18 protein-coding genes and 1 pseudogene are annotated in these 21016 nt (G+C 56.6%); 8 read left to right on the plus strand and 11 right to left on the minus strand.

What is annotated here, in order from left to right:
* Nucleotides 1-51: 51 nt before the first annotated feature.
* Nucleotides 52-1329, plus strand: a complete 1278-nt coding sequence (locus tag GYN01_RS16755; protein ID WP_048399797.1) for an OprD family porin — start codon at nucleotides 52-54, stop codon at nucleotides 1327-1329.
* Nucleotides 1330-1577: 248 nt separating this feature from the next.
* Here the strand turns inward: GYN01_RS16755 and GYN01_RS16760 are convergent, their stop codons facing one another.
* Both GYN01_RS16760 and GYN01_RS16765 read right to left on the minus strand, forming a co-directional pair.
* The gene (locus GYN01_RS16760) at nucleotides 1578-2417 is read right to left on the minus strand and encodes a mechanosensitive ion channel family protein (protein WP_048363559.1); all 840 of its coding nucleotides are present in this window, start codon (nucleotides 2415-2417) and stop codon (nucleotides 1578-1580) included.
* A 142-nt stretch (nucleotides 2418-2559) separates the two neighbouring features.
* Nucleotides 2560-3045, minus strand: a complete 486-nt coding sequence (locus GYN01_RS16765) for a YajQ family cyclic di-GMP-binding protein (protein WP_019410225.1) — start codon at nucleotides 3043-3045, stop codon at nucleotides 2560-2562.
* A gap of 115 nt (nucleotides 3046-3160) precedes the next feature.
* Between GYN01_RS16765 and GYN01_RS16770 the strand changes: the two genes are divergently transcribed.
* Genes GYN01_RS16770 through GYN01_RS16780 form a run of 3 tightly spaced genes read left to right on the plus strand, consistent with a single transcriptional unit; the run spans nucleotide 3161 to nucleotide 6770 of the window.
* Complete coding sequence (locus GYN01_RS16770; protein ID WP_203307484.1) at nucleotides 3161-4114, plus strand: putative 2-dehydropantoate 2-reductase; 954 nt, start codon at nucleotides 3161-3163, stop codon at nucleotides 4112-4114.
* Nucleotides 4115-4161: 47 nt separating this feature from the next.
* Entirely contained in the window at nucleotides 4162-6186 is a 2025-nt protein-coding gene (locus GYN01_RS16775; protein WP_048399800.1) for a sensor histidine kinase, read from the plus strand.
* 2 nt (nucleotides 6187-6188) lie between these two features.
* The gene (locus GYN01_RS16780; protein WP_048399802.1) at nucleotides 6189-6770 is read left to right on the plus strand and encodes a cob(I)yrinic acid a,c-diamide adenosyltransferase; all 582 of its coding nucleotides are present in this window, start codon (nucleotides 6189-6191) and stop codon (nucleotides 6768-6770) included.
* Nucleotides 6771-6928: 158 nt separating this feature from the next.
* Here GYN01_RS16780 and GYN01_RS16785 read toward each other — a convergent pair whose 3' ends face one another.
* The 3 genes from GYN01_RS16785 to secA form a co-directional block, all read right to left on the minus strand.
* The gene (locus GYN01_RS16785) at nucleotides 6929-7876 is read right to left on the minus strand and encodes a Nudix family hydrolase (RefSeq protein WP_203307485.1); all 948 of its coding nucleotides are present in this window, start codon (nucleotides 7874-7876) and stop codon (nucleotides 6929-6931) included.
* Nucleotides 7877-8013: 137 nt separating this feature from the next.
* Nucleotides 8014-9231 carry a bifunctional glutamate N-acetyltransferase/amino-acid acetyltransferase ArgJ gene (gene argJ, locus GYN01_RS16790; RefSeq protein ID WP_048399806.1) on the minus strand — a complete coding sequence of 406 codons (1218 nt, stop codon included), beginning with the start codon at nucleotides 9229-9231 and terminating at the stop codon, nucleotides 8014-8016.
* Nucleotides 9232-9350: 119 nt separating this feature from the next.
* On the minus strand, nucleotides 9351-12104 hold the full coding sequence (gene secA / locus GYN01_RS16795; RefSeq protein ID WP_048363553.1) for a preprotein translocase subunit SecA: 2754 nt from the start codon (nucleotides 12102-12104) through the stop codon (nucleotides 9351-9353).
* 308 nt (nucleotides 12105-12412) lie between these two features.
* Here secA and GYN01_RS16800 point away from each other — a divergent pair, with 308 nt between their 5' ends.
* Nucleotides 12413-12877 (plus strand): DUF721 domain-containing protein, encoded by a 465-nt coding sequence (locus tag GYN01_RS16800; RefSeq protein WP_048363552.1) that lies wholly within the window; start codon nucleotides 12413-12415, stop codon nucleotides 12875-12877.
* Between the two features lie 79 nt (nucleotides 12878-12956).
* Here the strand turns inward: GYN01_RS16800 and GYN01_RS16805 are convergent, their stop codons facing one another.
* Entirely contained in the window at nucleotides 12957-14435 is a 1479-nt protein-coding gene (locus GYN01_RS16805) for a helicase HerA-like domain-containing protein (protein ID WP_203307486.1), read from the minus strand.
* Between the two features lie 196 nt (nucleotides 14436-14631).
* Between GYN01_RS16805 and GYN01_RS22845 the strand changes: the two are divergent.
* Nucleotides 14632-15663: pseudogene (locus GYN01_RS22845) on the plus strand (HAMP domain-containing protein); the annotation flags it as partial.
* Between the two features lie 93 nt (nucleotides 15664-15756).
* The gene (locus GYN01_RS22850; protein ID WP_464024590.1) at nucleotides 15757-16521 is read left to right on the plus strand and encodes a methyl-accepting chemotaxis protein; all 765 of its coding nucleotides are present in this window, start codon (nucleotides 15757-15759) and stop codon (nucleotides 16519-16521) included.
* Between the two features lie 32 nt (nucleotides 16522-16553).
* Here the strand turns inward: GYN01_RS22850 and GYN01_RS16815 are convergent, their stop codons facing one another.
* Entirely contained in the window at nucleotides 16554-16727 is a 174-nt protein-coding gene (locus GYN01_RS16815; protein WP_167337963.1) for a hypothetical protein, read from the minus strand.
* Between the two features lie 127 nt (nucleotides 16728-16854).
* The gene (gene purU, locus GYN01_RS16820; RefSeq protein WP_048363700.1) at nucleotides 16855-17703 is read right to left on the minus strand and encodes a formyltetrahydrofolate deformylase; all 849 of its coding nucleotides are present in this window, start codon (nucleotides 17701-17703) and stop codon (nucleotides 16855-16857) included.
* A 351-nt stretch (nucleotides 17704-18054) separates the two neighbouring features.
* Between purU and mvaT the strand changes: the two genes are divergently transcribed.
* Nucleotides 18055-18432 carry a histone-like nucleoid-structuring protein MvaT gene (gene mvaT, locus GYN01_RS16825; protein WP_048363549.1) on the plus strand — a complete coding sequence of 126 codons (378 nt, stop codon included), beginning with the start codon at nucleotides 18055-18057 and terminating at the stop codon, nucleotides 18430-18432.
* 82 nt (nucleotides 18433-18514) lie between these two features.
* Here mvaT and sbcB read toward each other — a convergent pair whose 3' ends face one another.
* The 3 genes from sbcB to GYN01_RS16840 all read right to left on the minus strand — a co-directional run bounded on the left by sbcB (nucleotide 18515) and on the right by GYN01_RS16840 (nucleotide 20977).
* On the minus strand, nucleotides 18515-19960 hold the full coding sequence (sbcB, locus tag GYN01_RS16830; protein ID WP_048363548.1) for an exodeoxyribonuclease I: 1446 nt from the start codon (nucleotides 19958-19960) through the stop codon (nucleotides 18515-18517).
* A gap of 75 nt (nucleotides 19961-20035) precedes the next feature.
* Complete coding sequence (locus GYN01_RS16835) at nucleotides 20036-20395, minus strand: pilus assembly protein PilZ (protein WP_048399809.1); 360 nt, start codon at nucleotides 20393-20395, stop codon at nucleotides 20036-20038.
* A 207-nt stretch (nucleotides 20396-20602) separates the two neighbouring features.
* Nucleotides 20603-20977, minus strand: a complete 375-nt coding sequence (locus GYN01_RS16840) for a tetratricopeptide repeat protein (RefSeq protein ID WP_048363546.1) — start codon at nucleotides 20975-20977, stop codon at nucleotides 20603-20605.
* Nucleotides 20978-21016: the final 39 nt, after the last annotated feature.

The following is a 21016-nucleotide window of genomic DNA, read 5'->3' on the forward strand; positions in this document are numbered from 1 at the left end:
AATTCAGGTGGGACGGCAGTACTCTTCCTAAAACCAAAGGAGCAAATCACGATGCGCGTGATGAAGTGGAGCATGATCGCACTGGCTGTTTCAGCCGGCACTACACAGTTCGCAATGGCCTCATCCCAAGATGACGCCAAGGGCTTTATTGAAGACAGCACACTGACTTCTAAAACTCGCATGCTTTACATGAACCGTGATTACCGTAATGGCGCTGGCAACATCAGCAAAAACGGTGAGGCGGGCGGCCATCCTTACAAAAGCGGCTATCGCGAAGACTGGGGCCTGAGCGAACTGCTTAACTACGAATCCGGCTTCACCCAAGGCACCATTGGGGTGGGCGTTGATGCATTTGCCATGGGCACCGTGCGTCTGGACGGCGGCGCAGGTCGTCAAGGTAACGGCCTGTTCGCAACCAAAAGCGATGGCTCTCCGGAAGACACCCAATCGAAAATCGGTGGCGCTGTAAAATTCCGCCTGTCCGACACCGTACTGAAATACGGCAACCAGTTCGTGGCCAGCCCGGTTTTCTCTACCGACGACAGCCGCTTGCTGCCTGAAGTGGCCACCGGCACATTGATCACCAGCAAAGAAATCAAAGGTCTTGAGCTGACCGCAGGTCGCTTTACCGGCATCAGCTCGCAAACCGGCATGTTCCACGACAGCCTGCACCTGCCTTCTGCAAACATTGCGGGGGCGACCTACCAGTTCACTGAGAATTTCGTCGGTGGCGTGGCAGCGTCCGACGTTGACGACTACTTCAAGAAGCAATACGTCAACCTGAACTACACCCTGCCAATCGCTGAATCCCAAGCCCTGAACTTCGACTTCAACGGCTACCGGACCTCCAGCCAAGGCAAGGAACTGGCGGGCGATGTCGACAACAAAATCTGGAGTTTGGCAGCGGCTTACAGCCTCGGCGCTCACAAGTTCACCCTGGCTCACCAGCGCTCAACCGGTGACAGCGGTTACTACTATGGCGTAGACGGCGGTGGCACTATTTTCCTCGCCAACTCCGTGCAGTACTCCGACTTCAACGGCAAAGACGAACGCTCCTGGCAGGCGCGCTACGACCTGAACATGGCCTCCTACGGCGTGCCTGGCCTGAGCTTCATGACGCGCTACGTCACCGGTGACAACATCTCCACCACCGACGGCGAAGGCAAAGAGCACGAGTTCAACTTCGAAAGCAAATACGTGATGCAAGAAGGCCCGGCCAAAGACTTGTCCTTCCGCCTGCGTAGCGCGATCTACCGCACCACCAGCAACTACGGCGTAGACACCAACGACGTTCGCGTCATCGTTGAATACCCGCTGAACATTCTGTAATAAGCGCCCCAACGCCTTCATTGCAGAGACGCTTCAGAAAAAACCATGCCCTTGCATAAGGGCATGGTTTTTTTTGCACGGTCAAAAGTTATCTATATAGCAAGCTAACTAACTTATTAGATGCAATGCACCGGCTATCAACACCTATAAACAAACGCCAGAAACAATTAAGGAGGCTTTCGCCCCCTTAATTGCTGCTCATCCCTGATGATCTAAATCAGGCATTCGCTGGCACTCGCTGCAACTTGTTACTCTGCCCGCTCTTGCACCACTCGTATGACACGCTGCGGGAAAGGAATATCAATATTTGCAGCCTTCAGCCGATCACGCGACTGCTCATTGAACATGAACAATACATCCCAGTAATTAGGTGTATCGACCCATGCTCTCAACGACATAGTGATCGCACTGTCCCCCAGCGTGGTCACAACCACCACTGGCGCCGGGTCTTTCAGTACGCGCGGGTCATCGGCCAGGGCCAGCAACACTTCACGCACCTTTTGCAGATCGGCCTCGTAATCCACGCCCACATCAAACACCACCTTGCGCGTCGGTTGACGGTTGTAGTTGGTGATGATGCCGTTGGACAGATTACCGTTCGGCACAATGACTGTTTTGTTATCACCGGTACGCAGCACCGTGTGGAAGATCTGGATGCTGTCAACGGTACCGCTGATACCTTGCGCCTCAATCCAGTCACCGATCTTGAATGGACGGAACAACAGGATCAGCACCCCGCCGGCAAAGTTTGCCAGGCTGCCTTGCAGTGCCAAACCGATCGCCAGGCCCGCCGCACCGATCGCCGCAACGAACGATGTGGTTTGAATGCCAATCATGGAGGCCACGCTGACCACCAACAGGACCTTGAGGATGATGTTGGCCAGGCTGCTGATAAAGCCTTGCAGTGCCAGATCGGCCTTGCGCAAGGCCAGCAAGTTACCCAGCTTGGCGGTCAAACGGTTGATCAACCACCAGCCCACCGCCAGCGTAATCAGCGCCAACAGCACACGGCTTCCGTACTCCATGATCATCGGGATCCAGGCTTGAGAGGCCTTGATCAACTGATCGACTTCAGCGTTCAAATCCATTTACTTCTCCTCGTACCGATACCCGGCGACGTTATGTATTCAGCTAAACGATTGAACGGCAACGCTCAATCGCTTGTGCAGTGCCCGGGACACTCGGACGTCAATGATCGCCATAGGTTCCCCCACGGCCAATGATCATTGATCAATCGCGGAAGTTGTTGAACTGCAATGGCAAGTCAAACGTCTTGGCACGCAAGGCCGCAATCGCTTCTTGCAGGTCGTCACGCTTCTTGCCGGTGATGCGTACTTGCTCACCTTGTATGGCAGCCTGCACTTTGAGCTTAGCGTCTTTGACGTGAGCAACGATTTTCTTCGCCAGCTCTTTGTCGATGCCTTCTTTGAGCACCACTTCCTGCTTCATCAACTTGCCCGAGGCATAGGCATCTTTGATCTCAAGGCACTGCGCATCGATTTTGCGCTTGACCAACGCCAACTTCAGGATCTCAATCATGGCTTCCAGCTGGAAGTCTGCCTCCGCGGTCATGTTGACGGTCAGGTCTTTTTCCTTGAACTCAAAGGAGCCTTTGCCTTTGAGGTCGTAACGGCGGTCCAGCTCCTTCACAGCGTTTTCGACTGCGTTGGTGACTTCGTGCTTGTCCAGTTCGGATACCACGTCGAACGACGGCATGTGTTTATCTCCAAAATAAAGGGCGCGCACAACACAGATGGAGCGCGCCTGGCCTGACAGTTAGAATGCGCGGGCATTATAGCGATTCTTTAACTTGATTGACTGGCGAGCACACATGCCCACGCAAACCACTACCCACACCTCCCTTCATACGCCAACCCCCTGGCACATATTGGGTGCAGGTAGCATGGGCGCATTGTGGGCCGCACGCTTGTCCCGCGCCGGTTTTGCAGTGCGCCTGATCCTGCGCAATCAAGCCCGTCTGCAAGCCTATGAAGCCGCACAAGGCTTGACGCTGGTCGAAGGCGAAAATTGCGTCTTATTGCCCATTGCGGCACAAACACCCGAAGCCGACGAGCCGATTGCACGCTTGCTGGTGGCCTGCAAAGCCTATGACGCACAAGCCGCGGTGGCTCAGGTTGCCCATCGACTGACACCCGACGCCGACATCATCCTGCTGCAAAACGGGCTTGGCAGCCAGCAGGCCATTGCCACTCGGGTGCCACATGCGCGCTGTATCTTTGCCTCCAGTACAGAAGGTGCCTTTCGCGAGGGTGACTGGCGCGTGGTATTGGCCGGGCACGGTCATATCTGGCTGGGCGATGCACAACCTGGCGCAGCACCGGCATGGCTTGAAGAACTGCAACGCAGCGGCATCAGCCACGAGTGGAGCCAAAATATCCTGAGTCGCTTGTGGCGCAAGCTCGCAATCAATTGCGCCATCAACCCGCTGACCGTTCTGCACAATTGCCGCAATGGCGGCCTAAAGGCTCACCGCCTTGAAGTGGATGCCTTGTGCACTGAGCTGGGCTCCCTGCTTGAAAGCTGCGCCCAGCCAGAGGCTGCGTTCAATTTGAACGACGAAGTTCATCGCATCATTGACGCGACCGCACACAATTACGCCTCCATGCATCAAGACGTCGCTCAAGGCAGACGTACCGAAATCAGCTACTTAACCGGTTATGCAAACCACGCCGCGATCAATCTTCAGCTTGCTGTGCCGCACCTGCAACACCTGCACCAGCGCTTGTGCGCACACTTGCTGCAGCGTGGATTGCCCTGCGACTGAGCTACGCGCTAACCTGCCCGCTTATCTGCCCCTCATACGGCTACGTCATGCCTTTACGCCAGCGCCTTGAAAACCTTCCGGTAGGCCAGAAGTTGCTGGCCGCCCTGCTCGTACTGTTGGCGACCGTGCTAGTGGTCGCCAACCTGACCTTTGTCAGTGTGGCTTACTGGATTTCCCACGAAAGCACCGCTCCCCAAGCGCTGCAAACACTGGGCAGCCTGGCCTCTAATCCTGACCTGATGGCACAGGCTCTGGACTCTGCACAAAGCGCCAAGGCACTGCTCAAAACCATTGGCAGCTACGCCCCCCTGCGTGCCGGGGCAATTTATGACAGCGCCGGCAATTTACTGGCGCAATTGCAGCATGGCGAACATTTGCCCTTGCCCGAGCACTTCGCGCAGATCGACGCCTGGAGCCTGACAGAGCTGCGCAGCCATCACGTTACGCCACTCCCCCAGGGTGATAAGCCCCCCGGGCACTTGCTGCTGGTGGCCAGCAGTGAGCTGCCCATGGCCTTCTACACCGGCACGCTCACTGCCAGCCTTGGCATTTTGGTGTTCAGCGTTTTGCTGTGGCTCGTGATCGCGCGCCAGATCAAACGCCTGATCACCCAGCCCATTCATCAACTTGAAGTACTGTCGCGTCAGGTGACTCGCGAAGAGAACTACGCATTGCGGGCAACGCCGGGTAATCACGACGAAATTGGCAGCCTGGCAGAAGCGTTTAATACGATGTTGTCGCGTATTGAAGCGCGCGAGCAGGAGCTCAAACGCGCCCGGGATCAAGCTCAGGCCGCCTACGACCAGGCGCAAGCACTGGCACAGGAAACCCGCCACACCAATCGCAAGCTGGAACTTGAAGTGCAAGTACGCAGCAAAATCGAGAAAAAGCTGACCGGCTTCCAGCTCTACCTCAACAACATCATCGACTCCATGCCTTCGGCTCTGATTGCACTGGATGAGCAACTTTACGTCACCCAGTGGAACCAGGAAGCCAGCGCGCTTTCGGGTACACGGCTGGACGAAGCCCTGAACCAGCCTGTTTATCAAGCGTTTGCGCCCCTCAAGCCGTACCTGAGGCAGATCAAGGACACCATCGAGCAACATCGCGTGGTAAAAATTGAGCGCGTCACCTGGCTTCAAGACGATGAACCCAAACACTACGCACTGACGTTTTACCCATTAATGGGCGATGGCGGACGCGGCGCGGTGATTCGGATCGATGACATCACACAGCGCCTTTCGCTGGAGGACATGATGGTGCAGTCCGAAAAGATGCTCTCTGTCGGCGGATTAGCCGCAGGCATGGCCCACGAGATCAACAACCCCTTGGGGGCCATCTTGCATAACGTGCAGAACATCCGCAGGCGCTTGTCGAATGAACTGCCCAAGAACATTGAACAGGCAACCGCAGCAGGCGTAGATCTGGCGGCCATTAACCAATATTTACACGCGCGCGACATCCCCAAGCTACTGGACGGTATCCAGCAAGCGGGCACCCGCGCGGCCAAAATTGTCACCCACATGCTGAGTTTTAGCCGTCGCAGCAATCGACAAATGAGTCCCTGTGACTTGCCCGCCCTGATTGAACAGGCCCTGGACATTGCCAGTAATGACTTCGATCTGGCGCTGGGTTTTGATTTCAAAGGGCAGGCCATCATTCGTCAGTTCGACCTCCAGCTGGGTCCCGTGCCCGGCATTCCCAACGAGCTTGAGCAAGTGTTACTGAACTTGCTTAAAAACGCGGCACAGGCCATTCATCAGCGCAAAGACCCCAGCGAACCGGGGCGCATCACCCTGCGCACAAAACTGAACCCGCCGTGGGCAGAAATACAGGTCGAAGACAATGGCGCAGGCATGCCTGAGCACGTACGCAAACGTATCTTTGAACCCTTTTTCACCACCAAAGAAGTCGGGCAAGGGACCGGGTTGGGGCTTTGCGTGTCGTACTTCATTATTACCAACAACCACAAAGGGCAAATGGAAGTGCACTCAACAATGGGTCAAGGCACCTGCTTTACCCTGCGCTTGCCGCTGATGCCCGCACATGAATCAACCAAGGTGGAACTGTAGACATGGGCTTTCGCTTATCCAAGATTTACACCCGCACGGGTGACAAGGGCGAAACAGGTCTGGGCGATGGCCGACGCGTGCCCAAGGATCACCCTCGCATAGAGGCCATCGGCGAAGTCGATTCGCTCAACAGCCAGCTGGGCGTGTTGCTGGCCGGACTCCACGAACACACCGCCCAATACGCAGGTTTGATTGAGGTGTCTGAAGTGCTTGAACCTTGCCAGCATCGATTGTTCGATCTGGGGGGCGAACTGGCGATGCCAGCTTATCAGGCGCTCGACAACGCTGAAGTGATGCGGCTGGAAACCGCAATTGATCGCTGGAACGAGGAACTGGGCCCCCTGGAAAACTTCATACTGCCCGGCGGCTCGATGCTGATTGCCCAAGCGCACGTTTGCCGCAGCCTGGCCCGCAGCGCTGAACGCCGCTGCCAGCAGCTCAATGCACTGGAACCACTGACAGGTCCGGGGCTGGCTTACATCAATCGGTTATCAGACCTGCTGTTTGTGGCCGCCCGCTTGATTGCCAAGCGTCAGGGCATTGCGGAGATTCTGTGGCAGGCCGCTCCCAACCCCCAAGCGTGAAGCGACCTCGCGCCACACCGAAAGTGCCGAGGTGAGGCCGATGGCGAAGCGCTCGCAATCCCGATGACCGCGGTGCTTCTGAGGCACCGCATTCAAGGGGGGGCAACCGCTATGCCCGCACGCTGGCGCGTATTACTCATCAGTGGCAACAGCGCATCTCAGGCCGTGTGTGGCCAAAGCGCACGAATCCCCGCGATACCTTGTGCGCCGATTTCCCATGCCTGCTGACGGTCGGCAGGCCCAAGCCCGCCCAGCACAAATACAGGCTTGCTAAAACCTTCGATCAATTGCTGCGCTTGCTCCCAGCCCAACGGCGCCGTATCGGGATGCGTTGGGGTAGGCAACACCGGTGACAACGTCACAAAATCCACATCCATCTGCTCTGCCAGCGCCAACTCTTCAGCGTTATGGCACGAGGCTGCCAACCAGCGGTCTTTCGCCAGCGGCTGGCCTTTAGGTGCGTATTTTCGTAACTGCGCCGCCGTCAAATGCCAACCGGCAGAAGGAAAGTCGCCCAACCACTCCAAAGGCCCCTTGAGCATCAGTTGTGCTTTGCCCGCACACAGCCCCGTAGCATCCACCGCAAGGTCGCGGTATTTGGGGTCATAGCCATTGGGCGCGCGCAACGAGACCAGCTTGATGCCGCCCGCAATGGCCTTCTGCAAGCCGCGCAACAACTCCGGCGTTTCCAAGCCGTCCGGGGTGATGAGGTATTGGTCCGGTAAACGTGCGGCCGCCACAATGGCCTGATTGGCCTGGGGGAATTGATAATTCATCAAATCGCGTGGATTGACCCACGCCAGAGGCTGACCTTCTGCACCATGAGGTTCGCCCGTGAATGAAGAAACCTCCCACACATCCAGCAGCACCTGCTTGTCAGGGTAGTCATGCTGAACCTTGATCAGCGGACGAGCAGCCGTGACGCCAATCCCCAACTCCTCTTTAAGCTCACGGCTCAATGCGGCGCTGACGGTCTCGCCCGCTTCAACTTTGCCGCCGGGAAACTCCCACAGACCGCCTTGATGCTGGGTATCAGCACGACGAGCGATCAAAATTCTGCCGTCAGCGCCTCGGATAACGGCCGCAGCCACATGAACTCTTTTCACACTTGTACTTCCTTTGATCCGGCCTATTGCCATGCCTTGAGCGCAGGTCACCGCTCAACCGCTGTATCTTGCGCCGACCTGCCAACCCTGCCTGTCATTCATGCTCACGCGGTGACTGACAGGCAATGTCGAAACACTCAGGTACGGTATTCGGCGTTGATTTTCACGTACTCGTGGGACAAGTCAGTGGTCCAGATAGTCTCGCTGCATGCACCACGCCCCAGCTCAATGCGAATGGTGATTTCTTCGCGCGCCATGACCGCCGAGCCTTGCTCTTCGGTGTACGTCGTCGCACGAGCGCCGCCGCTGGCAATGCACACCTCACCGAGGAACACATCAATTTTGCTGACGTCCAGCTCAGGCACGCCTGCGCGCCCTACCGCCGCCAGAATACGTCCCCAGTTAGGGTCGCTGGCAAACAGCGCGGTTTTGATCAGCGGCGAGTGCGCCACGGTGTAACCCACATCCAGGCATTCCTGATGATTAGCCCCACCGTTGACTTCAACGGTCACGAACTTGGTTGCGCCCTCGCCGTCACGCACGATGGCTTGAGCCACGTCCATGCACACCTCAAGCACCGCGTGTTTCAGCGCATCGAACAATGGACCCCGCGCTTCGGTGATTTCAGGCACATCAGCCTTGCCGGTGGCGATCAACATGCAGCAATCGTTGGTCGAGGTATCGCCATCGATGGTGATGCGGTTGAACGACTTGTTAGCGCCATCGAGCAACAGGTTTTGCAGCACCTCACGCGACACTTTGGCATCAGTGGCGATGTAACCCAACATGGTCGCCATGTTGGGACGAATCATCCCCGCACCTTTGCTGATACCGGTCACGGTGATGGTCACACCCCCGTGCTGAAACTGACGGCTTGCACCTTTGGGCAAAGTGTCTGTGGTCATGATGCCGGTAGCGGCTTGTGCCCAGTTGTTTTCGCTAAGGTCATCGAGCGCAGCCTGAAGGGCGCTTTCAATTTTTTCGACCGGCAACGGCTCACCGATGACGCCAGTGGAGTAAGGCAGCACGGCGCTGGCCTCCACACCCGTCAACTCGGCCAATTTGGCACACGTGCGGGTCGCAGCCGCCAGACCCTGCGCTCCCGTCCCGGCGTTGGCATTGCCGGTGTTGGTCAGCAAATACCGCACAGCACCGTGCACGCGCTGCTTGGCCAGGATCACCGGCGCCGCACAGAATGCGTTCAGAGTGAACACTCCGGCCACGCTGGAGCCTTCGGCGCAGCGCATCACCACCACATCCTTACGCCCCACCCGCTTGATACCGGCTGAAGCAATCCCCAGTTCAAAACCTGCAACCGGGTGCAAAGTGGGCAAAGGACCAAGACCAACTGCCATGATGCGCTCCTATTTAGATGTGTGCGCCGCCCTCAAAGGCGGGAATTCAAAGGTAAAACGCCGCGACGGCTATTGCCGGTCGCGGCGCAGGTGTTTCTTCAGCAGTTGAAACAGGCTACTTAGTTGATTTGCCCGTGACAGTGCTTGAATTTCTTGCCCGAGCCGCAGTAGCACAACTCGTTACGACCCAGCTTCTGCTCGTTACGAACAGGATCATTAGCCGTGGTCACTTCATCGACATCGGCGCCTTCGAGCACTTGGGCCAATGCGTCCGGCTGATCAAGGCCCGGTGCTTCGGCATGCTGGAACTGCATGCGCGAGGCCAGCTCTTCCGCTTCCTGACGCAGACGCGCTTCTTCTTCGACCGGGTCTTCGCGACGAACCTGTACGTGCGACAACACACGGATCGAATCGCGCTTGATCGAATCAAGCAGCTCGGAGAACAGGTTGAACGACTCGCGCTTGTACTCCTGCTTCGGGTTCTTTTGCGCATAACCGCGCAAGTGAATCCCGTGGCGCAGGTGGTCCATGGTCGACAGGTGGTCTTTCCACAGGTCGTCCAGCACGCGCAACACAATTTGCTTCTCGAAGGTGCGCAGCGCCTCAGCGCCCGCCTGCTCTTCTTTCTCGTTGTAAGCCGCGATCAATTCGCTCAGCAGCTTCTCACGCAGTGTTTCTTCGTACAGGTGATCGTCTTCATCAAGCCACTGCTGAATCGGCAACTTCACGCCAAAACCGCTTTCGATGGCGGCTTCCAGACCTGCCACGTCCCACTGTTCAGGCAGCGATTGTGGCGCAATGTGAGCGCTGATCGTGCTGTCGAGCACGTCTTTGCGGAAGTCAGCGATGGTTTCACCGATGTTATCGGCGGCCAGCAACGTGTTACGCATGTGATAAATCACTTTACGCTGCTCGTTGTTGACGTCATCGAACTCCAGCAATTGCTTACGGATATCGAAGTTGCGCCCTTCAACCTTGCGCTGAGCCTTCTCGATAGCGTTGGTCACCATACGGTGCTCAATCGCTTCGCCAGACTGCATGCCCAACGCCTTCATGAAGTTCTTCACCCGGTCAGAGGCGAAAATACGCATCAGGCTGTCTTCCAGCGACAGGTAGAAACGGCTGGAACCCGCGTCACCCTGGCGACCGGCACGACCACGCAACTGGTTGTCGATACGACGCGATTCGTGACGCTCGGAAGCGATCACATGCAGGCCGCCCGACTCCAGCACTTGCTGGTGACGCTTCTGCCAATCGGCCTTGATTTGTGCGATTTGCTCAGGCGTCGGATTCTCAAGGGACGCCACTTCCACTTCCCAGTTACCGCCCAGCAGGATGTCAGTACCACGACCGGCCATGTTGGTGGCGATGGTCAGCGCACCCGGACGACCGGCCTGTGCAATGATTTCAGCTTCTTTTTCGTGGAACTTGGCGTTCAGAACCTTGTGCTCGATGCCTTCCTTGTTAAGCAGGTTGGACATGTGCTCGGAGGTTTCGATGGTCGCCGTACCGACCAGTACCGGACGGCCCTTGGCCATGCAGTCTTTGATGTCAGCCACAATCGCCGCGTACTTCTCGTCAGCGGTCAGGAACACCAGGTCGTTGTAGTCTTTACGCGCCAGCGGCTTGTTCGGCGGAATTACCATCACCGACAGACCGTAGATCTGGTGGAACTCGAACGCTTCGGTGTCCGCCGTACCGGTCATGCCGGACAGCTTGTTGTACAGGCGGAAGTAGTTCTGGAAAGTGGTCGACGCCAGGGTCTGGCTTTCTGCCTGAATGTTCAGGCCTTCTTTCGCTTCGATGGCCTGGTGCAGGCCTTCGGACAGGCGACGACCCGGCATGGTACGCCCGGTGTGCTCGTCAACCAGCAGTACCTGGCCGTCTTCAACGATGTATTCAACGTTGCGATGGAACAGCTTGTGAGCACGCAGCGCTGCGTACACGTGGGTCAACAAACCCAGGTTGTGCGCCGAGTAAAGACTTTCGCCTTCTGCGAGCAAACCGATCTGGGTGAGCATTTCTTCAACGAACTGGTGACCGGCTTCGTTCAGTTCGACCTGACGGGTCTTCTCGTCGATGGAGTAATGACCGGCTTTGGTCACTTCGCCTTCCACTTCTTCGATGTGCTGTTCGAGACGCGGGATCAGCTTGTTGATTTCGGTGTACAGCTTGGAGCTGTCTTCGGCCTGACCCGAGATGATCAGCGGCGTACGAGCTTCGTCGATGAGGATCGAGTCGACTTCGTCGATTACGGCGAAGTTAAGCTCACGCTGGAATTTTTCTTCCATGCTGAAAGCCATGTTGTCGCGCAGGTAATCGAAGCCGAACTCGTTGTTGGTGCCGTAGGTGATATCGGCAGCGTAAGCTTCGCGTTTTTCCTGTGGCGGCTGAAACGGCGTGACAACACCGACAGTCAGACCGAGGAATTCGTAGAGCGGACGCATCCAGTTGGCATCTCGGCGGGCGAGGTAGTCGTTCACGGTCACCACGTGTACGCCCTTGCCGGACAACGCGTTGAGGTAAACGCCCAAGGTCGCGACCAAGGTCTTACCTTCACCGGTACGCATTTCTGCGATCATGCCTTCGTGCAAGGTCATGCCACCGATCAACTGCACGTCAAAGTGGCGCATGCCCATGACGCGTTTGCCCGCTTCGCGGCACACCGCAAAGGCTTCTGGCAGGAGTTGATCGAGGGTCTCACCTTTGGCTATGCGGGCCTTGAACTCTTCGGTCTTGGCGCGCAATTGCTCATCAGTCAGAGCAACCATTTGCTCTTCGAAGGCATTAACGACCTGTACCGTCTTGAGCATGCGTTTAACTTCGCGCTCGTTCTTGCTTCCAAAAAGTTTCTTTAACAAAGGCGCAAACATATCGGCAGGATCTTCCACACATAGGGATGGAGGGCGGCCCCGAGAGTCGCCCGAGCAGCCCTGATGGCCGCATGCGAACGAGCATTCTACCCGGAAACGGCGGTGAGGAAAGTGGCGTTATTCCACGATACTGGTACAGCGTTGTGACGGGGCTTCACTAAAATAAGGGCTTTTTGCTGAACTTCAACCCATAAGGCGAATAAGTTACCCATTGATTTTGCAGCGAAAGCCGTTTACGGCAGGATCAAACACAGCCACAGGGGTGGATTCTGCTAAGATTGCGCCTCAGTTTTCCCAGGTGTTAGAACATGGCATTTCGCCCACATCCAGCTCGGGCACCCTCCGTCCTGCTGCGCGAGGCCAAGCCGCTAAAAGCCATTTTTGGCCACGCACGGCGCCTGGCGCACCTGCAACGCCTGCTTGAGAGCCAGCTTCAACCGGCAGCGCGTGAGCATTGCCACGTAGCCTCATGGCGTGAAGGCAGCCTGTTGTTAATCGTGACCGATGGGCATTGGGCGACCCGCCTGCGCTATCAACAAAAACGCTTGCAGCGTCAATTACAAGCGTTTGATGAATTCGCCAGTCTGACCCGGATTTTATTCAAGGTGCAGCCGCCAACCGTGCTGGCCAAAGTGGCAGGCCACACGCTGGATTTGTCAGAGGGCGCCGCACAAACCATTCAGGCAACGGCCGAAGGCATTACCGACCCCGCACTGCGCGCAGCCCTTGAACGCCTGGCCAGTCACGCGAAGCCTAAACCCGAACCTACATAGTCACTGCCGCAAGCTGCAAACCTCTCTTGAGGTGCGCGCTTTAAAAGCGAGCAGCCTGCGACAGCCATTACCCGCCCGTTTATTTACGTTTGCTGGTGCCCAGTAACGAACCCAACAAGCCGCGGACCAATTGGCGTCCCATCTGGTTTACGGCCTGGCGCGCCATTGATTGCAGCGCCTTGCCGGTCGAGGTACCCAAAAACTCGCCCGCCTGATCCAGAAACCCCGGCTCTTTTGGCGCGACTGGCGCTTGCCCATCAGGCACGCCACCTTTACGCGCCATAAGCACTTCATAAGCAGACTCACGGTCAATGGGTTTGTCGTAACGGCCCTGCAACGGGGAACGGGCGATTAATGCGCCACGCTCGGCGTCCGTCAACGGCCCGATTCGCGATTGAGGCGGCGCGATCAGCACGCGCTGCACCATCGCCGGCGTACCTTTGTCTTCCAGCATGCCGACCAACGCTTCACCGGTGCCCAACTCCGTGAGCACCGCCAAGGCATCGAAAGCCGGATTGGGGCGAAAACCTTCGGCCACAGCCCTGAGCGACTTTTGCTCTTTAGCCGTAAACGCCCGCAAGCCGTGCTGAATACGCAACCCCAGTTGAGCCAGCACCGTGTCGGGCAAGTCCGCAGGCGATTGTGTGACGAAGTACACGCCGACACCTTTGGAGCGAATCAGCCTGACTACTTGCTCCAGTCGGTCCTGAAGCGCCTTGGGCGTGCCCGCGAATAATAAATGCGCCTCATCAAAAAACAGGGCCAGCAGCGGCTTTTCAGCATCGCCACGCTCCGGCAATTGCTCAAACAACTCTGCCAACAGCCACAGCAAGAAGGTGGCATACACCTTGGGCGCTTCATGCACCAAGCGACTGGCATCGAGCAGGTGAATACGCCCGCGGCCATCACTGCTCGGTTGCAAGATATCTTCCAGCTGCAACGCCGGCTCGCCAAACAACGCTTCTGCGCCTTGCTGTTCCAGCGTTGCCAGCCTGCGCAACAGCGCCTGGCTGGAGCCTGTGGTCATCAAGGCCGCGTCATCCCCCAATACCTCAGGGTGTTCACGCAGGTGGTTAAGCAGCGCCTTGAGGTCTTTAAGATCCAACAGCAACAGCCCCTCACGGTCCGCCACCTTGAACGCCGCATACAGCGCTGACTGTTGACTGTCTGTCAGCTCCAACAAGCTACCCAACAATAACGGCCCCATTTCACTCAAGGTGGTGCGCAATGGATGGCCTGTTTTGCCCTGGATATCCCACAACGTCACTGGATAAGCCTGAGGCTGATAATTGAGCCACGGCATGCCCGCGATCCGTTCAGCGATTTTGCCTTGCGGGTTACCGGCCGCCCCCAGGCCGCACAGATCACCCTTGATATCGGCCGCGAACACCGCCACGCCAGCATCACTGAATTGCTCTGCCAGGCGTTGCAGGGTCACGGTTTTACCTGTCCCCGTCGCCCCCGCGACCAGGCCATGACGATTGGCCAGGCGCAAAGACTGAGCGATAGGCTGACCCGTAAGGTCGGCGCCGAGAAGTAGAGCTGAGGAGTCAGGCATTTTCCCACCTTTGATTAATCTTTCGCGATGACACGTCGATACAGAGTTAATGCTAGACCAGAAAAATCCGAATTTAATTTCGGAAAGAGCGCAAACAAATATAGAAATTGCTCCGGTTCTGTCAGCGATTTCTATGTTGCACGCATTTCAAGTTGGTAGGCATCGAACTTTTAGACCTTAGCGGACCCTTCAAGCCATGAATAAAAACCTGCGTTTCAGCCATAAAATCCTGCTTGCCGCGTCCCTGATCGTAATAGCCGCTTTCTCGCTATTTACGCTCTACAACGATTATTTGCAGCGCAACGCCATCCGCAGCAACCTGGAAAACTACCTGCACGAAATGGGTAACGTCACCGCCAACAACATTCAAACGTGGTTGGGCGGGCGCATCGTGCTGAGTGAAAACCTGGCCGAATCGATCGCCATTAACCCGCAAGCGGACAACGTCAGCAGCCTGCTGGAGCAAAAAGCCCTCAGCAAGACGTTTATGTTGGTGTACTACGGTGATAGCCAAGGCGGCTTTACCATCCGTCCGGACAGCAAAATGCCAGACGGCTATGACCCGCGCACCCGCCCTTGGTACAAAAACGCACTGAACAGTAACGGGGCCAGCCTGACCGAACCGTATATCGACGCGGCCACCGGGCAGATGGTTATCTCGATTGGCACGGCGGTTAAAAAAGCTGGCCAGACCCTCGGGGCGATAGGGGCCGACCTGACCCTCAAGACCATCACTGACACGATCAACGCCTTGAATTTTGATGGCATGGGCTATGCCTTTCTGATCAGTTCGGACGGCAAGATCCTGGTTCACCCCGACAGCAACCTGGTGACAAAAAACCTCAACGATATCTACCCTCAAGGCACACCACCGATCAGCACCGAGATCAGCGAAGTCCAGGTCGACGGTAAAACCCGGATCGTGACCTTTGCCCCGGTCAAAGGCCTGGGGTCGGTCAACTGGTACGTGGGCCTGTCGATTGATAAAGAGCAGGCTTTCGCCATGCTCAGCACGTTCCGCACGTCCGCCATCATCGCGACCCTGATTGCCGTGGTCTCGATCATTGCCCTGCTCGGTTTGCTGATTCGTTTGTTGATGCAGCCCCTGCATGTGATGACACGTGCCATGCAAAACATTGCCGAAGGCGAAGGCGACCTCACCCGCCGCCTGAACGTTGAGTCCAAAGACGAGTTCGGCACATTGGGCAGTGCGTTCAATCGATTCGTTGAGCGCATCCACACCTCCATGACCGAAGTGGCCTCTGCCACTGAACATGTCAACGAAGTCGCTTTGCGCGTGGTCAGTGCGTCCAATTCCTCAATGCTCAATTCTGACGAGCAAGCCAGCCGCACCAACAGCGTGGCCGCCGCCATCAACGAACTGGGCGCCGCGGCACAAGAAATTGCACGCAACGCCGCCCAAGCCTCGCATCAAGCCAGTGACGCACGTGGCCTGGCTGAAGAAGGCCAGCAGGTGGTTGAACGCAGCATCGGTTCAATGCAACAACTGTCGCAAATGCTCAGCACCTCCAGTGGTCACATTGAGTCGCTAAACGACAAAACCGTGAACATCGGGCAGATCCTGGAAGTGATCACCAGTATTTCGCAGCAGACCAACTTGCTGGCTCTGAATGCGGCGATTGAAGCGGCACGTGCCGGGGAAGCCGGGCGCGGGTTTGCCGTGGTAGCTGATGAGGTCCGCAACCTGGCTCACCGCACCCAAGAGTCCGCGCAACAAGTGCAGAAAATGATCGAAGAGTTGCAAGTCAGCGCCCGCGATTCGGTAAGCACCATGGAAGAGAGCCAGCGGCACAGCAAGGACAGCGTGCAGATCGCCAACAGCGCGGGTGAGCGGCTGGTCAGTGTGACCGAACGCATTGGTGAAATTGATGGCATGAACCAATCGGTGGCCACGGCGACGGAGGAGCAGACCTCGGTCGTGGAGTCGATCAACATGGACATCACCGAGATCAACACCCTCAACCAGGAAGGCGTCGAAAACCTGCAAGCCACGTTGCGCGCCTGCTCAGACCTTGAGCAACAGGCCGCGCGCCTGAAACATCTGGTCGGCAGTTTCCGCATTTAAACAGGACGTGAATCTGTGGCCGCCCGTGGCGGCTACAGATCAGGGTTTACTTCAGCGTCTTGCTGCAACTCATCCCAAAGCCTCGCGGCGTCAGGAAAATCCGTACCGTCTTCGGGACTGAGCGCGTCCGGGTCGTAACGACTCAGGCACCCTTCACCCAAAGTGGCAGGCGCACAGGATGTGGCCTTGTCGAGCGGATCGGTCATGGCACCTCTCCTGGCTTACGGGCGCTTCGCGCCGGATCGTAGCCTCGCGGCTCGGCAGCGTCTACGCCGGGTTTTGTTCCCCTTTCCCGTAGCAACTGCCGAAAACTGCGGCGGGTTACGCAACAGCCTAGAACACCACGGTTTTGTTGCCGTGCACCAGCACGCGGTCCTCAAGGTGATAGCGCAAGCCACGGGCCAGCACCATCTTCTCGACATCACGACCGAAACGCACCATGTCTTCAATGCTGTCACTGTGGCTGACACGCACCACGTCCTGTTCGATGATCGGACCGGCGTCCAGCTCTTCAGTCACGTAGTGGCACGTTGCGCCAATCAGTTTCACGCCGCGCAGCGAAGCCTGGTGGTACGGCTTGGCACCCACGAATGAAGGCAGGAAGCTGTGGTGAATGTTGATCACCTGGCCGGCATATTCGGTGCACAAGTCTGGCGGCAGGATTTGCATGTAGCGCGCCAGTACCACGACTTCAGCATCATGCTGTTTAACCAGACGCGAAACCTCGGCAAACGCCGGCTCTTTGTCCTTGGGGTTAACCGGTACATGGTAGTAAGGAATACCGTGCCACTCGACCATGCTGCGCAAGTCATCGTGGTTGGATATGACGCACGAGATTTCACAATCCAGTTCGTCGCTGTGCCAGCGGTGCAGCAAATCCGCCAGGCAGTGAGATTCACGACTGGCCATCAGTACAACGCGTTTCTTTTGCGCCGTGTCTGTAATGCGCCACACCATCGAAAACTCTTCGGCGATTGGCGCAAATGCCTCACGAAAGGCCTCTATTCCAAACGGTAGCGAATCGGCACGAATTTCGTGACGCATGAAGAACCAACCGCTTTGATCGTCCGAGTGGTGGCTCGCTTCAGTGATCCAGCCATTATGTGACGCCAAAAAATTGCTGACCTTGGCGACAATGCCGACACCGTCGGGGCACGCAATCACCAATCGAAAAGTGCGCATGTAGGGCAAACTCCAAAAAAACTTTACTAAGGCCGCCATTCTAGCGAGTGCGCGGCAAAACTACAGTATTCCTTGGTGGTAATTACCTGTGCCATTCAGTCGCGCAGCGTACAGCCCGCGTCAGCAGCACCGCGGGCTGCGTCACATTTAATGCACACGGGCGAGCCGAGATGAACGGTTTATATTAGTCCCTTGGAACGTCGTGTATTTAATAAGGGATTATTGGAAACTGCGAAGTTAATGAATAAAAATTTTAATTATTCTGCGCAGACAGGTTTACTTGCACAAAGTGTCTGACTATTATTGCCGCACTGTGTCCCTGTTAACCCTTTTCAACATAAGGTTATCCTCATGTCCCTGATCAACGAATACCGCGCCACTGAAGAAGCCATCAAAGAGCTGCAAGCTCGCCTGAAGAACCTGTCCGAAGACGACAAACTTCAAACCGAGCTGGAATTTGAAGGCAAACTGCGCACGCTGATGGGCGAGTATCAAAAATCGCTCCGCGATATTATCGCGCTGCTGGACCCAGAGTCCAAAGTAAGCAAAGCACCGCGCGGTGTTGTGAAAACTACCGGCACCAAGCGTGCCCGTAAGGTTAAACAATACAAAAACCCGCACAACGGCGAAGTGATTGAAACCAAAGGTGGCAATCACAAAACGCTGAAAGAGTGGAAAGCCAAGTGGGGCGGTGACGTGGTTGAAGGCTGGGCAACGCTGCTCGACTAAGTAACACTGCACGCGCAGCCTGTTTGCGCTGCTAATAAAAACGCCAGCTCGCTGGCGTTTTTTTATGGGCGTTACGTAAGGCTCAATGATCTTCTTGAGCCTGCAACATCACGCGCCGGCTCAACGCTTGCGCGTAACGCTGCCACTGCTCTAACACCTGAAGCTGATCAGGCGTGGCGCTGCGTGCCAGCTCCTCGGCGGCCTGCCTAAAGCCTTCCAGGGTCAGCGGTGCGCCCATCTTCGGGTCGGATAATCGCTGTTGGCAGAATTCACGCCAGCGTACCTGTTCTAGCTCATTGAGGGTATGTGCAAAGTTTCGTGCCCGGTAACGGAACAATAACTCGGGCAAGCGCTCGTCATCAAAAGGCCACGTATCTTTGGCTAATGCTTCAGGGTCACTGAGCCTTACTTGCTCACACAGTCGACGGTCACGGTCACCGATAAAACCATCGTATAACTGCTGCTCGGGATCCGCGCTCGGAACAAAGTCTTCGTGGGCATAAACAGCCGCTAGTTTTTCCTGCCAAACTTCCTGGTGCTCGATAAGAGTTTGCGCACGGGCCTGATATTCATCCATGTCCAGTTGCAGACGCTCTTGATCCTGCGCACGCACTACATTTAACGGCGCCACCACAGGACACCGATTAACGTGTATCAGCTTGAGCGGCACGGGTAATTGTCCATCGGCCAAGTCTTCACGTCGCGTGTAGAGCATTTGGCGCAAGGTGGCTGCATCCAACTCCAATAACGGCCGGGGATCAAAGTGCAGGTCACACACAATCAATGCATTGCGATTCTTTGGATGCCATGCCAGCGGTAACACCACCCCCACATAATGGCGAGCTGCCGAGAATCGACCGGAAATATGCACCATCGGCTGTAAAAGTCGAACCTGATCCAACACCCGTTGCTTAGTCCGCAACTGGAATAACCAGTCATATAACTTGCGCTGTTTTTCACGAATCAATCGCGCCAGTGCAATCGTGGCCCGTACATCAGACAGCGCATCATGGGCCTGGCCGTGGTCAATCCCGTTAGCGGCCGTCAATCGCTCCAGCTTGAGCGTCACACGCCCCTGCTCCTGCGGCCAGACGATCCCCTCAGGGCGTAAGGCATAGGCGGTGCGCACCACATCAATCAAGTCCCAACGACTGTTACCGCCCTGCCACTCACGTGCGTAGGGATCAAAGAAGTTTCGGTAAAGACTGTAGCGGGTCACTTCGTCGTCAAAGCGCAGCGAGTTGTAGCCCGCACCACAGGTGCCCGGCAACGCCAGTTGGGCGTGCGTGCGCGTCATGAATTCGGCTTCGACCAAGCCCCGATCTTCCAGGCGACTGGGGGTAATACCGGTGATCAAACAGGCCATTGGGTGCGGCAGGATATCGTCGCTGGGCTGGCAATACAGATTGAGCGGCTGGTCAATCTCATTGAGTTCCAGGTCGGTGCGAATACCGGCAACTTGCACCGCCCTGTCACAGCGCGGATTGATGCCAGTGGTTTCGTAGTCGTACCAAAAAATAGTGGTCACGGGGTGTTCCTGAACAGTAGACCCCGTAAGTCTAGGCGCTCAAGCGTGAGCAAGACCAGCCCCCGCGCCCTGACATCAAGCAGAAGCCGGCAAGGGATAAAAACTGAAGTACTGACGCAAGGTTGTGATCAGCGCGCTGTACTCGGCAGGTGGCTGATACAGGATAAAGCCCGAATCATAGTGATGCGGCGTCACATCTTCATGGCACCACAGGCAGCGGGCGGCCAGGTCGATGACCTGCACATGCCCCTCAACGCCTGGCAGCTTGAGGCGCAACTCAAAATTGGCATCGATCAGCAACGGCAGTTGACTGATCAACATCAGCCCCTCATCCGAGACGCAACCGAGGAACCCGATAGGCTTGTCCGTGAACCGATTAAAAACTTTCAAGAAATACGGCAGTTGATGACGCTCGATACGGCGATCAGTAAACATGCGAAATATCACTTTGAAAGGCCATTGAGCATGGCCGCGCTAGTGCTTTGAGTGCCCGCGCACCACGGCGCACAGGCATGGTGTACACGCGAAGTGCTTACCCGGACCGGGCAGCAAGGCCGTGCAGGCGCGCACACACAATGCGGCCTGTCACCCTGTCATATTAGTAAAAGCCAGGCAAATGGCCAGCTTCTATTTCATCCATCATCAGATCTGTGCGGGAAGCGCTTGTGTGGTGCCGCCACCCGGAATGAACTTAAGAATACGCAGCGTCTCAATGCGCGCCTTGGCGCGGTAGGCATATTCGCTCTGCGGGAATTCATTGATGATCCACTGATAAGTCTGGGCAGCGTCCAGGTAAAACTTCGTACGCTCCAGGCACAGCCCGCGCAACATCGCTGTTTGCGGCCAGATATACGGACGACTGCGGCTGTCGCGATCAACCTCCGACAGTTCGAGCATGACGGTTTCGCAATGCCCGCGATCGTAAGCGCGGTAGGCATTGTTCAAATGGTGATTCATCGACCAGCGGGTACAACCGGTCACCGTGGTGGCCAACAGTAAAACGAGCAAAATGCGCATGGGTATCTCCTGTTCTCGGCAGTGTATCGACCCCGCGAG

The sequence above is a fragment of the Pseudomonas weihenstephanensis genome (assembly GCF_016812185.1).
Taxonomy (GTDB): Bacteria; Pseudomonadota; Gammaproteobacteria; order Pseudomonadales; family Pseudomonadaceae; genus Aquipseudomonas; species Aquipseudomonas weihenstephanensis.

What these genes read in the sequence shown, in the direction of transcription:
- GYN01_RS16780 (WP_048399802.1), top strand. Translation starts at nt 6,189, where the DNA reads ATGGGCTTTCGCTTATCCAAGATTTACACCCGCACGGGTGACAAGGGC.
- GYN01_RS16805 (WP_203307486.1), bottom strand. Translation starts at nt 14,435, where the DNA reads ATGCCTGACTCCTCAGCTCTACTTCTCGGCGCCGACCTTACGGGTCAG.
- GYN01_RS16840 (WP_048363546.1), bottom strand. Translation starts at nt 20,977, where the DNA reads ATGCGCATTTTGCTCGTTTTACTGTTGGCCACCACGGTGACCGGTTGT.
- GYN01_RS16815 (WP_167337963.1), bottom strand. Translation starts at nt 16,727, where the DNA reads ATGACCGATCCGCTCGACAAGGCCACATCCTGTGCGCCTGCCACTTTG.
- GYN01_RS16765 (WP_019410225.1), bottom strand. Translation starts at nt 3,045, where the DNA reads ATGCCGTCGTTCGACGTGGTATCCGAACTGGACAAGCACGAAGTCACC.
- GYN01_RS16760 (WP_048363559.1), bottom strand. Translation starts at nt 2,417, where the DNA reads ATGGATTTGAACGCTGAAGTCGATCAGTTGATCAAGGCCTCTCAAGCC.
- GYN01_RS16835 (WP_048399809.1), bottom strand. Translation starts at nt 20,395, where the DNA reads ATGTTTACTGATCGCCGTATCGAGCGTCATCAACTGCCGTATTTCTTG.
- purU (WP_048363700.1), bottom strand. Translation starts at nt 17,703, where the DNA reads ATGCGCACTTTTCGATTGGTGATTGCGTGCCCCGACGGTGTCGGCATT.
- mvaT (WP_048363549.1), top strand. Translation starts at nt 18,055, where the DNA reads ATGTCCCTGATCAACGAATACCGCGCCACTGAAGAAGCCATCAAAGAG.
- secA (WP_048363553.1), bottom strand. Translation starts at nt 12,104, where the DNA reads ATGTTTGCGCCTTTGTTAAAGAAACTTTTTGGAAGCAAGAACGAGCGC.
- GYN01_RS16800 (WP_048363552.1), top strand. Translation starts at nt 12,413, where the DNA reads ATGGCATTTCGCCCACATCCAGCTCGGGCACCCTCCGTCCTGCTGCGC.
- argJ (WP_048399806.1), bottom strand. Translation starts at nt 9,231, where the DNA reads ATGGCAGTTGGTCTTGGTCCTTTGCCCACTTTGCACCCGGTTGCAGGT.
- GYN01_RS16775 (WP_048399800.1), top strand. Translation starts at nt 4,162, where the DNA reads ATGCCTTTACGCCAGCGCCTTGAAAACCTTCCGGTAGGCCAGAAGTTG.
- GYN01_RS22850 (WP_464024590.1), top strand. Translation starts at nt 15,757, where the DNA reads ATGCTCAATTCTGACGAGCAAGCCAGCCGCACCAACAGCGTGGCCGCC.
- GYN01_RS16755 (WP_048399797.1), top strand. Translation starts at nt 52, where the DNA reads ATGCGCGTGATGAAGTGGAGCATGATCGCACTGGCTGTTTCAGCCGGC.
- GYN01_RS16770 (WP_203307484.1), top strand. Translation starts at nt 3,161, where the DNA reads ATGCCCACGCAAACCACTACCCACACCTCCCTTCATACGCCAACCCCC.